11 protein-coding genes are annotated in these 13676 nt (G+C 61.8%); 8 read left to right on the top strand and 3 right to left on the bottom strand.

The features are described 5' to 3' along the window. Positions 1-100: 100 nt before the first annotated feature. Entirely contained in the window at positions 101-535 is a 435-nt protein-coding gene (locus ACYVHT_RS06795; RefSeq protein ID WP_460549310.1) for an OsmC family protein, read from the bottom strand. A 173-nt stretch (positions 536-708) separates the two neighbouring features. Here ACYVHT_RS06795 and ACYVHT_RS06790 point away from each other — a divergent pair, with 173 nt between their 5' ends. The 5 genes from ACYVHT_RS06790 to ACYVHT_RS06770 all read left to right on the top strand — a co-directional run bounded on the left by ACYVHT_RS06790 (position 709) and on the right by ACYVHT_RS06770 (position 4327). Beyond that, a complete protein-coding gene (locus ACYVHT_RS06790) occupies positions 709-2205 on the top strand; it encodes a GH3 domain-containing protein (RefSeq protein WP_460549308.1) in 1497 nt (498 codons plus the stop codon). Positions 2206-2383: 178 nt separating this feature from the next. Continuing rightward, on the top strand, positions 2384-2851 hold the full coding sequence (locus ACYVHT_RS06785) for a nucleotidyltransferase (protein ID WP_460549306.1): 468 nt from the start codon (positions 2384-2386) through the stop codon (positions 2849-2851). Between the two features lie 7 nt (positions 2852-2858). Beyond that, positions 2859-3302 (top strand): HAD family hydrolase, encoded by a 444-nt coding sequence (locus ACYVHT_RS06780; protein WP_460549304.1) that lies wholly within the window; start codon positions 2859-2861, stop codon positions 3300-3302. A gap of 9 nt (positions 3303-3311) precedes the next feature. After that, positions 3312-3887 (top strand): hypothetical protein, encoded by a 576-nt coding sequence (locus ACYVHT_RS06775; protein WP_460549302.1) that lies wholly within the window; start codon positions 3312-3314, stop codon positions 3885-3887. Continuing rightward, a complete protein-coding gene (locus tag ACYVHT_RS06770) occupies positions 3884-4327 on the top strand; it encodes a 3-oxoacyl-ACP synthase (RefSeq protein WP_460549300.1) in 444 nt (147 codons plus the stop codon). The genes ACYVHT_RS06775 and ACYVHT_RS06770 overlap by 4 nt, the downstream gene beginning before the upstream one ends. Before the next feature lie 2 nt (positions 4328-4329). Here the strand turns inward: ACYVHT_RS06770 and ACYVHT_RS06765 are convergent, their stop codons facing one another. Then, the gene (locus ACYVHT_RS06765) at positions 4330-6474 is read right to left on the bottom strand and encodes an OmpA family protein (RefSeq protein ID WP_460549298.1); all 2145 of its coding nucleotides are present in this window, start codon (positions 6472-6474) and stop codon (positions 4330-4332) included. Between the two features lie 300 nt (positions 6475-6774). Between ACYVHT_RS06765 and lon the strand changes: the two genes are divergently transcribed. From lon to hslU, 3 genes are all read left to right on the top strand, one after another. Continuing rightward, positions 6775-9195 (top strand): endopeptidase La, encoded by a 2421-nt coding sequence (lon, locus tag ACYVHT_RS06760; protein ID WP_460549296.1) that lies wholly within the window; start codon positions 6775-6777, stop codon positions 9193-9195. A 140-nt stretch (positions 9196-9335) separates the two neighbouring features. Then, on the top strand, positions 9336-10397 hold the full coding sequence (porQ, locus tag ACYVHT_RS06755) for a type IX secretion system protein PorQ (protein WP_460549294.1): 1062 nt from the start codon (positions 9336-9338) through the stop codon (positions 10395-10397). 157 nt (positions 10398-10554) lie between these two features. Then, positions 10555-11961 (top strand): ATP-dependent protease ATPase subunit HslU, encoded by a 1407-nt coding sequence (gene hslU / locus ACYVHT_RS06750; protein WP_460549291.1) that lies wholly within the window; start codon positions 10555-10557, stop codon positions 11959-11961. A 73-nt stretch (positions 11962-12034) separates the two neighbouring features. On the opposite strand, the gene ACYVHT_RS06745 is transcribed toward hslU, so the two are convergent. Continuing rightward, positions 12035-13666 (bottom strand): RagB/SusD family nutrient uptake outer membrane protein, encoded by a 1632-nt coding sequence (locus tag ACYVHT_RS06745; RefSeq protein ID WP_460549289.1) that lies wholly within the window; start codon positions 13664-13666, stop codon positions 12035-12037. Positions 13667-13676 lie beyond the last annotated feature (10 nt).

Raw genomic sequence — 13676 nt, 5'->3', positions numbered from 1 at the left:
ATCTCGCCTGCAGCAGCAATCCAGTCGATTGAATTACCACCCCAGGCGAGATGCTTCGGCGGCGCTCAGCATGACGTTTTGCGGTCAGACTCAGAGCGGCTTAGCCGACGAACTTCGCTTCGAGCGTCATTTTGGGCACGGCGCTCAGCACTTTCGAGACGGGGCAGTTTTCCTTGGCATCTTCGGCGTGCTTCTGGAAGTCGTCGGCGGTGATGTTGCCGCCCGTCACGTTGCCCTCGGTGCTGATGTGGATGTGTTCGATGACGGGATGGCCGTTGTTGGGGTTCATCGTCACGGTGCTGGTGGTGGTGATGGTGTTCACCGTGTGGCCGTGCTTGGTGAGCACGCTGGTGAGGTACATGGTGTAGCAGCCGGCGTGGGCGGCGCCAATGAGCTCTTCGGGGTTGGTGCCGGGCTTGCCTTCGAAGCGGCTGCCCACGGAATAAGGCGCGTTGAGGGCGCCGCTGTCGGTGGTGAGGGTGCCGCTGCCTTTGATGTCGCCGTTCCAGACGGCTTTGCCTGCATGGTCTGCCATGATGTGGGGAATTGGTGAAGTGGTGAAAATATGGGGTGAGGGTTAGCTTGCCGCCGTAACGGCCCGCCCCAAACCCTAACGGCGGCAGGCTGGCGAGGTTGCAGGGCCGGCCAACCCGCGCGTTCGGCCAACGTACCTTCGCAGCCCTTCCAACGGCCTTTAACTTCGGATTTATGGGATTGAAAGCTTCGCTGAGCCAGCCGCTGGCCCGCTACATCGCCCGGCGCTACCAGCGCTGGCAGCACCGCCCCGAAACCACCCAGCGCGAGCTGCTGGCCCAGCTGACTGCCACGGCGGCCGGCACCGCTTTCGGCCGGGCCCACGAGCTGGGCGGCATCCGCACGCCCGCCGACCTGGCCCGGCAGGTGCCCGTGCGCGACTACGAAGCCCTGAAACCCTGGTTCGACCGCACCCAGGCCGGCGAGGCCGACGTGCTCTGGCCCGGCCGGCCGCTGTACCTGGCCAAAACCAGCGGCACCACGTCGGGCACCAAGTACATTCCGATTACGAAAGACAGCATCCCGAACCACATCGACGGGGCCCGCGATGCGCTTTTATATTACATCTACCGCACCGGCCGCAGCCGGTTTCTCGATGGCAAGCTGATATTCCTGTCGGGCTCGCCGGCGCTGGAGCTGCACCACGGCATCCGCACGGGCCGGCTGTCGGGCATTGCCAACCACCACGTGCCGGCTTACCTGCGCCGCAACCAGCTGCCGAGCTACCAGACGAACATTATCGAAGACTGGGAAACCAAGCTCGAGCGCATCGTGGACGAGACGCTGGGCCAGCCCATGACGCTGATTTCGGGCATTCCGCCGTGGGTGCAGATGTATTTCGACCGCCTCACGGCCCGCACCGGCCGGCCCGTCAAGGACATTTTTCCGGACTTCAACCTGTTCGTGTACGGCGGCGTCAACTTCGAGCCCTACCGCGCCAAGCTCTTCGAGAGCATCGGCCGGCCGGTGGACAGCATCGAGCTGTTCCCCGCCTCCGAAGGCTTCCTGGCCTTTCAGGACGAGCCCGGCAACCCGGGGCTGCTGCTGCTGCTCAACAGCGGCATTTTCTTCGAATTTGTGCCCGCCGAGCGGTTCTTCGAACCCGATGCGCCCCGCCTCACCATTGCCGACGTGGAGCTGGACCGCAACTACGCCGTGGTGCTCACTTCCAACGCCGGCCTGTGGGGCTACAGCATCGGCGACACGGTGCGTTTTGTGAGCCTGCGCCCGCACCGCGTGGTGGTGACGGGCCGTATCAAGCACTTCCTCTCGGCCTTTGGCGAGCACGTGATAGGGGAGGAGGTGGAGCAGGCGCTGCGCGAAGCCATGCGCCAGTTCCCCGAGGTCGAAGTCACCGAATTCACCGTGGCCCCGCTCGTGAGCGACGACCCCGCCACGCCCTCACGCCACGAGTGGCTGGTTGAGTTTGCCCGCCCGCCGCAGGATGCAGCTGCCTTCGCCGCTGCGCTGGATATGGCCCTGCGCTGCCGCAATACCTATTACGACGACCTGCGCCGGGGCAATATTCTGGTGCCGCTTCAGCTCACGGCGCTGCCCGCCGGGGCCTTCCAGCGCTACATGAAAAGCCTGGGCCGCCTGGGCGGGCAGAACAAGGTGCCCAGGCTGGGGAATGATAGGGTGGTGGCGGAGGGGCTGACCAAAATGGCGTGAATCATCGTAACTTGTAACATGCTACGCCTCGACCGAACCGCTACTCGCAAGACCACGCTTCATGCCGACCAGGATGCTGACGACGTACTCTTTTGGTTGACCAAGACGCCTGATGAACGCATGGCGGCCGTTGAAATCTTACGTCAGCAAACCTTTGCTTTTCAGTTGAATTCCCGGAATGACAGCCAATCAGCTCAGCCCCGATTACAAAGAGTTTGTCGAGTTATTAAACGCCCACGCTGTTGAATACTTGGTGGTGGGGGCCTACGCGGCGGCCCGGTACGGAGTAGTGCGCAACACGGGCGACATTGACGTATGGGTGAATCCTACGCCTGAAAATGCCCGGCGGGTTGTGCAGGTATTGGCCGATTTTGGAGTAGCGGGTTTGGGCCATACAGCTGCTGATTTTACGGAGCCGGGCAATATTATTCAGATTGGCGTGAGCCCCATTCGGATAGATGTTTTAACTGAAATTGACGGGGTGAGCTTTGCCGAGTGCTATCCTGGCCGGCAAACGGCCGTTCTCGATGAGGTGCCCATTGCCGTCATCAGCATTCACGACCTGCGCCGCAACAAAGCCAGCACCGGCCGCCCCAAAGACCAAGAGGATTTACGCCTCCTGAATTTGAAGAACCCCGCCAGCTAGCCCGATAGTGCGCCTCGCCTTCGACCTCGACAATACCCTCATCCGCTGCGGCCACGACTTCCCCCTGGCCTCGCCCCAACGGCGCCTCTGGGCCCGGCTACTGGGCAACGAGCCGCTCCGCGAGGGCATTCAGGAGCTGGTGAACCACTGCCGCCAGCGCGGCTGGGAAGTGTGGGTCTACACCACGTCCTACCGCAGCGCGTGGCGCATCCGGCAGCTGTTCTGGCTGCACGGCATCCGGCTCGATGGCGTGGTGAACCAGCAGCGGCACGACCGCGAAGTGGCAGCCCGCTGCACCAAGCACCCGCCCAGCTTCGGCATCGATTTGCTGATTGACGACTCCGAAGGCGTGCGAATTGAAGGCGAGCGCCACGGCTTTCGCGTGCTGGTGGTAGCGCCGGAGGATGTGCAGTGGGCCGCGAAGGTGCAGGCCGCGCTGGATTCGTTTTAACTTAGCCCCATGCCCAAGCTTCTTCTGCTGCTCAGCTGCTGGCTCATTGCCTCGGGCAGCATCTGCCAAGCCCCGCCCGCTGATTTTCCTGATACGCCTATAATTACCGAAAGCTCGGTAGGGAAAGCGCGAATTGGGATGACAGTCGCTAAGCTGAAAGACGCTTATAAAGGCAGTACTTACACCCCTGTCTACTTGTATAAGTATGGCTTCGATGAAGGCAGTAATACTCCTAATGCCATGTTGGTTGCAAGCCGTGGTCAAAAGCTCTTCGTGTACTGGCAAGCCGATAAAAAAATAGCTGGCTTGATTGTACTCAATCCGACTTATCAAACCGCAAAAGGGATTCATGTTGGTTCTACTTCAGGCCAACTTAAAGCCGTATTCCCTACAGCAATGGCTGGACCCCATGAATTTATTGAGAGAATGGAATTGGCTTGGGCGGGCTATGGAGAAAAATCCGAACTGCTTTACGTTTTTCAGAAACAAAGCAGCATCCGCAAGGATAAGGATTCAGATGAACCATCTGAAATAGTCGGCACGAAGGCTAAAATTTCCTGGATATTGATTAAGCCGAACAGATGACCCCCAAACCCACGCTCCACGCCCTCTGCCACGCCTTTATCGAGCAGCGCATCGCCGCCGCCCGCACCGCCATGCAGGCGGCCCAGGAGTCGTCCAGCTCCGAAACCAAGAGCAGCGCCGGCGACAAGTATGAAACCGGCCGCGAAATGGCCAACGCCGAGCGCGACCGCAACGCCGCCCACATGCAGCAGGCCCAGCAGCTGCAGGCCGAGCTGGCCCGCATCAACCCCGACCTGGCCTGCGACACCGTGCGGCCCGGCGCGCTGGTGAGCACCAGCATGGGCCGGTTCTACATCAGCATCAGCGCCGGCAAGCTGGAAGGAACCGACGTATTCGCCGTTTCGCCGGCCGCGCCGGTGGCTGTAGCGCTGAAAGGGCTGCGGGCCGGGGAGGAAGCCGTTTTTAATGGGAAAACGGTGCGGGTAGTGACGGTAGAATAAGGCTACTTCCCAAAGCCCCCGCCATCGGCGGGCTGGTCGGCGGCTTCGGGCTTCATGAGCTTGAACTCGACGCGGCGGTTCACCTTGGCGTCGGCCTCGGTCACCTCGTCTTTGAGGGGATGGCTGGAGCCGTAGCCAAAGCTCTCGATGCGATTGGGCGCGAGCTTGCCCTTGCGCTCGATGTAGCGGCGAATGGCTTCGGCGCGGTCCTGCGAGAGTTTTTCGTTTACCTCCGGGTCGCCGCTGGTGTCGGTGTGGCCCGCGATGCTGAGCCGGAACGTGGGGTGGTCCACCATAAACAGGGCAATGCGGTCGAGGGTGGTTTGCATGGCGGGCAGCACGGCGGCTTTGCCCTGCTCAAACTCCAGGTTCTTGAAAATCAGCGGCAGTTTATAGTCGATGCTGTTGGTGAGCAGGGTCATCACCGTGTCGCCCTTCAGCTCAAACTGCTTCTCCACCGAGAAAAAGTCGTTGCTCTGAATGAGCATGGCGTAGTGCGAGCCCTCAATCAGCTCGAAGTCGAACGTACCATCGGGCCGGATGAATTTGCTGGCCACCTCAATGCCGTTATCGGTGTCGATAATGCTCACGATGCCTTTCAGCGGCTTCTGGCTCACCGAATCGACCAGCGTGCCCTCTACTTTGGTGGTGGCCAGCGGCTGCGCTTCCATGGGCAGCGGGAAAGAGTAGAGGTCGAGGTTGTTCAGCTCCGAGGCCTCCGAGCGGGCGTAGTAGAGGTTTTTGCTTTCGCGGTCGATGGTGAAGTAATACTCTGAACCCTTGCCGTTCACCAGCGGGCCAATGTTTTTGGGTTCCTGCCAGCGCCCGCCCACGCGGTAGGTTTTGTAGATGTCGAAGTCGCCAAAGTTCAGCAATTGGCCCCGCGAGCTGAAATACAGCACGTGGTAGAGCGGGTGGTAGAACGGGCTCACCTCGTTCTCGCGGGTGTTGATGACCGGGCCGGCGTTTTCGGCCGGGCTCCACTGCCCGTTTTTCAGCTTGTGGGTGAAATAGATGTCCGACAGGCCGAAGCCGCCCAGCCGGTCCGAGGCGAAATACAGCGTATCCTCGCCCTGCGAGAGCGTGGGCTGCGAGTCCCATTGCAGCGAGTTCACCAGCGGGCCCAGGCTTTTGGGCGTGCCCCACTTGCCGTCTTTGCCGCGCGTAGCGGTGTAGAGGTCGCAGTTGCCGTGGCAGGTGGCGCACTCGCAGCGGGCGAAGTAGATGGTTTTGCCGTCCTTGCTCAGGCAGGCCGAGCCCTCGTTGCTGGGCGAGTTGATGGGCTTGGGCAGCGGCTCGGCATCGGTCCAGCTGATGCCCTCGCGGCGGGAGGTGTACAGCTCCTCGTCCACCACGCCGGTGAGGCCGCGCCGCTTGCGCTTGCTGCTGAAAATCAGCAGCGAGTCGTTGCCGCCCAGCGCCGGCCCGTAGTCGGGCGCCTTGCTGTTGATGGCGTCGCCCATGCTCGTGTACACGCCCTTGGGCGGGTGGAAGGTGTTGAGGTTCTTGCGGTACTCCACCAGCTCGTAGTACGTTTTGAGGGGCACGTACAGCTCCTGGTTTTTCTCCTCCAGCGAGTCGTAGTACAGCTGCACCTTCTTGATGTCGGCGCGGCTGTGCTTGAGGGCCAGGCGGTAGTAGGCCTTGGCTTTCACCGTCTGGCTGTCGCGCTCCAGCAGCTGGCCCAGGCGCCAGAGCATGTCGGTGTTCTTTTCAAAATTGACCGGGCCGAACTTGGCCACGTAGTCCTCCAGCAGCAGCCGGGTCTGGTGGTACTGGCGGCGGCGCTCCGATTTGGCAATGGCCTTCAGCGCCTTTTTATCCTCGAAAAAAGGGTAGCGGTTGGTGAACACAAAGTCCGGCGTGCCGTCGGGCCGCAGGTGCAGCTTGCGGCTGATGCGGCTGTTGAGGCCCCGCACCCGGTAGGTGCCGGGCGCAATGGCCGGCTTGGCCGGCTCTTTTTTTGGCGCGGCCGAGGCCCCGCCGCTGGTGGTATCGGCCGAGGGCGAGGCGGCGGCCGGAATGCGCTTCACGGGCCGGCGCTGGGCCTGGGCCGCGGGCAGGGCCAGCAGCAAAAAGGCCGCACTCAGCACGAATAGCAGCAGGCGGCCGCGCAATAAAGCCGACATCGGTAGAGTTTTCAACATAAAATATTGCGCAAGTTGCCAACAATTTAGGGAAATAGCCAAGCCATGCCCGGTCCGAAGACCGTAGATGCGCCGCTTTGGCTGCTTTGAGCCCCTGGCACGGCCCTTGACGCGTAAACGCACCGGGATACCGTACCTTGTATCTTCCCACCTCAAAGGCCATGGCCTGCCAAACTGGCACCTGTGGCCTTGCCTTTGTTTTTACTTCCTTTCATGCATCTGGCACCTTTCTATTCTGCTGCTGCGACTTCCGTTCGCACACTAAGCGACTCTAGTTCTCAACCTGAAGCCATCGCCATTATGGCCGCCGACCCCGACCACCTCCTGCGCGGCGATGATGCCCCGCCCACGCTGCCCATTCTGCCCGTCCGCAACACCGTGCTGTTTCCCGGCGTGGTGCTGCCCGTGACCGTGACCCGCAAAAAAAGCGTGAAGCTGGTGCGTAAAGCCTATGCCGCCGACAAGCTGCTCGGCGTGGTGGCCCAGCTCAACCCCGACGCCGACGAGCCCGCCACTGACGAGCTGCACCCCGTGGGCACGCTGGCCCGCATCCTGAAGCTGCTGGAGCAGCCCGATGGCCAGATTACCATCATCCTGCAGGGGCAGGTGCGTTTTTCGGTGGAAGAGCAAATCAGCTTTACGCCGCTGGTGGCGCGGGTGAGCTACTTCCCGGAAGTGTCGCTGAACCCTGATATCCCCGGCGAGTTTGCCCTGCTGCAGGCCCTGCGCGAGGCCGCGACCAAGGTGCTGGAGCTCACGCCCGAAATCCCGATGGAAGCCCGGGCCATGCTCGATGGCATTCAGTCGCCGGCCTTCCTCACGCACTTTCTGTCGAGCAACGTGCAGCTCGACCTCGCCGCCAAGCAGAAGCTGCTGGAGCTGGCCGACCCCGAAGCCCAGGCCCGGCAGCTGCTCGAAGCCCTGCTCAGCCAGGCCGAGTTGCTCGAAATCAAGCAGGACATTCGCTCCAAAACCCACACCGGCATCGATGCCCAGCAGCGCGAGTATTTCCTGCGCCAGCAGCTCAAAACCCTGCAGGACGAGCTGGGCCAGGACGGCCCCGACGAGGACGTGCACCGCCTGCGCGCCCGCGCCGAAACCAAGCAATGGCCCGAGTCGGTGGCGCTTCACTTCAAGAAGGAGATGGAGAAGCTGGCCCGCACCAACCCCATGGCCCCCGATTTTTCGGTGAGCCTGAACTACGTGGAGTTCCTGCTCGACCTGCCGTGGAATGAGTTCACGAAGGACAAGTTCAACCTCAAGCAGACCAAAAAAATCCTCGACGCCGACCATTTCGGCCTGGAGAAAGTAAAGGAGCGCATCCTCGAACACTTGGCCGTGCTCAAGCTGAAGCAGGATTTGAAAGCGCCGATTCTGTGCCTCTACGGCCCGCCCGGCGTGGGCAAAACCTCGCTGGGCCGCAGCATTGCGGCAGCCATGGGCCGCAAGTACATTCGCATGAGCCTGGGCGGCGTGCGCGACGAAGCCGAGATTCGCGGGCACCGCAAAACCTACGTGGGCGCCATGCCCGGCCGCATTATCTCGCAGATTAAGAAGGTGGGCGTATCGAACCCGGTCATCATCCTCGATGAGATTGACAAGGTGAGCAGCGACTTCCGCGGCGACCCCAGCTCGGCCCTGCTCGAAGTGCTCGACCCCGAGCAGAACGCCACCTTCACCGACAACTACCTGGAGGTGGAATACGACCTGAGCAAGGTCCTGTTCATTGCCACGGCCAACTCGCTCGATACCATTCAGCCCGCCCTGCGCGACCGGATGGAAATCATCGACCTCACCGGCTACACGCAGGAGGAGAAGGTACAGATTGCGCGCAAGCACCTCTGGCCCAAGCAGCTCAAAGAGCACGGCCTGGGCGAAACGGAAGTGAAAATCACCGATTTGGCGCTGAACCGCGTGGCCGACGACTACACCCGCGAGAGCGGCGTGCGCGGCCTGGAGCGCAAGCTGGCCGCCGTGACCCGCAACCTGGCCCGCCGCAAGGCCGGCAAGGAAGCCTTGCCGGCCGTGATGGAGCCGGCCGAAATCCGCAAAATTCTCGGCGCGCCCATTTTCGACCGCGACCAGTACCAGGACAACGACACCGCCGGCGTGGTGACGGGCCTGGCCTGGACCTCGGTGGGCGGCGACATTCTCTTCGTGGAAAGCCTGCTGAGCCGCGGGCGCGGCAAGCTCACGCTGAGCGGCCAGCTTGGCGATGTGATGAAGGAATCGGCCATCACGGCGCTGAGCTACCTGCGCTCGCGGGCCGATGAAATCGGCATCGACTACCGCCTGTTTGAGCAGTACGACCTGCACATTCACTTCCCCGAAGGCGCCGTGCCGAAGGACGGGCCCAGCGCGGGCATTGCCATTTTCACCAGCATGGCTTCGGCCTTCACGCAGCGGCGCATCCGGGCCAAGCTGGCCATGACCGGCGAAATCACCCTGCGCGGCAAGGTGCTGCCGGTGGGCGGCATCAAGGAGAAGCTGCTGGCGGCCCGCCGCGCCGGGATGAAGGACATTATTCTCTGCCCCAAAAACCGCAAGGACATCGAGGAAATCCCCGAAGATTACCTCAAGGGCCTCACCATTCACTACGCCGACCGCGTGGACGACGTGCTGCGCGTGGCCCTGCTCGACGAGCTGGTGCCGCACCCACAAAAGCTGCCCGTGCGCGACGAGCCCGTGCCCGCCGCCGGCCCCAGCGTGGAGGTGCAGTAAGGCCGAAAGCAGGAACGTCAGGCGTTGGCTCCGCTCAGCACGACGTTCCTGCTTCATAAAAAGCAGCCTGGAAGTAATTTCCGGCCTCAGCCCTGCGTTGTCGGCTGAAAGGGGGTTTTCTTCTGCCGTATCTTAGCTATATGAAGCATTTTTCCGCTGGCCGGGCTGCCGGTTTTGGCCTTTTGTTGGGAGTGATGGGGCTGCGGCCTGCCGCCGCGCAGCAGCTGGGGGGGCGCACCGTGTTTCCGTTCTTGGACCTGCCGCCGAGCGCCCACCTGGCGGCGCTGGGCGGCATGAACGTTTCGACCCGCACCGACGACCCCACCATGCTGTTCGGCAATCCGGCCCTGATAAATCCGGACATGGACGGCCGCCTGGCCCTCAGCTACGTGGCCTACGTGGCCGACATCAAGCAGAGCACCGCTGCTTACGTCTTCAATACGAAGAAGGCCGGGCGCTTCGGCATCGGCGTCACTTACCTTAATTACGGCGATTTCGAGAGCTACGACCCGGCCGGCAACAGCCTCGGCACCTTCGGCGTGAACGAGTACACCGTAGGCGCTTCCGATGCTTTCACGAAGGGCAAGTTCACCTTCGCGGCCACGGCCAAGCTGGCCGTGAGCAGCATTGCGGGCAGCCGCTCGCTGGCCGGCGTGGGCGATGCCGGCGTGGTCTACAAGCACCCTACGGCCGACTTTACGGCCGGTTTGGCGGTAAAAAACGCTGGCTACCAGTTCATCACCTACCCCGGCACCGACCGGGGCCCGCTGCCGCTCGATGTGCAAATCGGGGCCACCGTGAAGCCCGAGCACATGCCCATCCGCTTCTCGCTCACGGCCCACCACCTGCAGCAGTGGGACATTCAGTACCTCGACCCCAACGCCCGCGGCGTGCTCGATGCCAGCGGCAACGAGAAAAAAGCCACCAAGAGCTTCGGCGATAACCTGGCCCGGCACTTCACCGTGGGCGCGGCGCTGGTGCTGGGCAAAGGCCTGCAGCTGCGCGTGGGCTACAACCACCTGCAGCGCCGCGAGCTGCGCCTCGACAACACCAGCGGCAGCGCCGGCCTTAGCTTCGGGGCCATGCTCAAAATCAGCACTTTCCAGATTGACTATACCCACGCCACCTTGCAGGCGGCCGGTTCCAGCGAGTATTTCACCATCTCCCGCAATCTGAACTCGCTGTTTAAGAAGAAGGAATAGCCCTTTATTACCGCAACCAACGTCTGTCATCCTGAGCGGAGCGAAGGACCTCATCACGCCCGGGCAGTTACTTGTTCAGGCGTGATACGGTCCTTCGCTCCGCTCAGGATGACAGCTTTCATACCCCCTCTGTCCTGTCAAACGCCGTACATCCCCTATGCTCAACCAAGATTTCCTGACCCCGGCCCAAATCGTGGCCGAACTCGATAAGTACATCATCGGCCAGCACGAGGCCAAGCGCCACGTGGCCATTGCCCTGCGCAACCGCTGGCGCCGCCTGCACGCTCCGGCCGAGATGCAGGCCGAAATTGTGCCCAACAACATTCTTATGATTGGGGCCACCGGCGTGGGCAAAACCGAAATTGCCCGCCGCCTGGCCCACCTCGCCGATGCCCCGTTTGTGAAAGTCGAAGCCAGCAAGTTCACGGAAGTGGGCTACGTGGGCCGCGACGTGGAAAGCATGGTGCGCGACCTGGCCGAGCAAAGCGTGAACCGCGTGAAAGCCCGCCGCCAGGAAGCCGTGAAAGCCCAGGCCGCCGACGCCGTGGAAGAAATCATTCTGGATGCCCTCATCCCCGCCATCAGCAAGCCCGCCGGGACCAAAACCGGCCTCGGTTTCGGCAGTGGGGGAGGCGACGACCTGCCGCAGTCCGACGCCGAGTTGAACGAGCGCACCCGCGAGCGGTTCCGTCAGAAAATCAAAAACGGCGAGCTCGAAGACCGCAAAATTGAAATTCAGGTAGCGCAGGCCGGGCCAAGCATCGGCATCATGGGCACCCCGCCCGGCATGGACGAAGGGGCGCTTTCGGGCCTGCAGGACATGCTGGGCAACATGATGCCTAAGAAAACCCGCAAGCGCAAAGTGACCGTGGCCGAAGCCCGTAAGCTGTTGCTGGACGAAGAAGCCGCCAAGCTCATCGACATGGACGAAGTGAAGGACGAAGCCATTCGTCAGGCCGAAAACGCCGGCATCATCTTCATCGACGAGATTGACAAAGTGGCCAGCAGCGGCGGCAAAAGCGGCGGCGGTGGCCCCGACGTGAGCCGCCAGGGCGTGCAGCGCGACCTGCTGCCCATCGTGGAAGGCTCGGCCGTGAACACCAAGTACGGCATCGTCAACACTGACCACATCCTGTTCATTGCCGCCGGCGCTTTCCACGTTTCCAAGCCTTCCGACCTCATTCCCGAGCTGCAGGGCCGCTTCCCCATCCGCGTCGAGCTGCAAAGCCTCAGCAAGGCTGATTTCTTCCGCATCCTCAAAGACCCCAAAAACGCCCTCACCAAGCAATACGAGGCCCTGCTCAAAGCCGAAGAAGTGGAGCTAACCTTCGATGACGCCGCGCTGGAGCGCGTGGCCGAAATTGCTTCTGAAGTCAATGCCGAAGTCGAAAACATCGGCGCCCGCCGCCTGCACACCGTTATGAGCCGCCTGCTCAACGACATCCTCTACGACGTGCCCGACAAGATTGGCGCCCACGCCCGCATCCTCATCACCGCCGAGCTGGTGAACGAGCGCCTCAGCGACATGGTGAAAAACCGGGACCTGAGCCAGTACATTCTCTGAGGCAGTTTCAGCCCGCACAAAAAAAGCCCCGGCCAGTCTGGTCGGGGCTTTTTTTATGCGGGCTGAAACTGCTTTAGTAGCCAGGGTTCTGCTGAGCAGCCAGCGTTGGGTTGACCTGGGTTTCCGTATTGGGAATGGGCCACAGGAACAGCGGATTGCTGTATGGAACTGCCGTAACCGAAAGTGTGGGGAAGCCCGTGGTGCTGCCGCAGGTGTAGCGAGCCAGTGTTACCTGCGTGCTCAAGAACTTGGCCGGAATGCCACCACCAGCAAGGGGGGAGTAGGTTGCCTCCGGCGAGAGGCGTGCAATGTCGCCCCACCGCAGGCCTTCGCCCACAAACTCGATGCGGCGCTCGTTCAGGATGGCTTGCACCAAGGCCGTGCCGGTAAGTGCGCCGGCTGCATACTGGTCGGCAGCTGCCACCGAGCGGTTACGCACGGCATTGAGCAGGGCCAGTGCCGGTGCGCTGCTGCCGGTGCGGGCAAGCGCTTCGGCCTGATTGAGCAATACTTCGGCGTAGCGCAGAATGGGGTTGTAGTCGGTGGAAGTGGCGGCATCCAGGTACTTTTTGAGCACATACGCCGTGCGGCCACCGGGACCATCCTGCTGCATCATCACCGTGCGGCGGGCATCGTTGCAAGTAAAGAATGGGGCGTTGTAAAGAATTGGGCTCACCGCCAGCAGGGCGCGGCCGCCGATACCACCGCTAGCCACCGAAACCGACGAACCAAAGACGTTGGCAATGGCACCATTTACGCCGGGGTTGTCGGTATTGCTGTTCTCAACCGAGAAAATGCTTTCCCCGGTCGTATTGGCGCCTACAAAAGCCGCGCGTTGCGTCGCCGTCAACGCATACCCGCCAATGGGGCTGGTGAAGGTAGTGGTGCCGCTTATCAGCTTGTTGCCCTCGGCAATGGCTGCTGCCCAGTTGCCCTGGTACAGGCGCAGGCGCTGCTTGAGGGCAATGGCAGCTCCTTTGGTGGCTCGGGTTTTGAGCGTATTGGTGGCCGCAATGTTGGCTTCAGCAAAATCCAGGTCCTCCAGCATCTTGGTGTAGTCGTCTGCTACGGTGCCCCGGCCCTGCGTATTGCCCTGCGCAATCGTTGTCGTCGAGTTGATTGCAAAGTTGCGGTAGGGTACCCCCAAGCTGCTGCCGTTGCCATCGGTGTAAGGCTTCGAGAAGTTTACCACCAGCTCCATGTGGGCAAGTGCCCGTAGGAAACGCAGCTCGCCCTCGTATGAGGCGGCCGTAGCTGCACTGATTACCCCCGCGGCGGCAGCTTGCTGCACCCCGGCAATGGTGATGTTGGCTTTATTGATAACGGAATAGCAGTTGGCCCACATATACACCACGTTGGGGCTGGCAGCCGTAAGCGCGTTGGTGTATACAATGCCAAAAAAACCCGCCATATCAACCACGTCTTCGCCGCGGGCATCGCCCAAATCGGAAGAAGCCGCCCCGAATGGATAGCCCCGCACCCCGGAAGCCGGCGTATTGCCGTTGTAGAAGCCCGATTGGGCGGCGTCGTACACCCCAGTCACGGCCAGGCCTATGCGTACAGCATCGCCGTATACCGCCGTATCAGAAATAGCATTCTGTGGTGTCACATCCGTGACGTTGCAGGCACCCAGCACCAGGCCCAGGCCAAGCATCGCTGTGAAAGCGCGCTGGCGGGCAGTGTTCAAAACGAATGAATTTTTCATATAGAGAAAA

The organism is Hymenobacter daeguensis (assembly GCF_054780555.1).
Note: the sequence above shows the minus strand (reverse complement) of the source record. Positions and strands in the feature narration are given on the sequence as shown.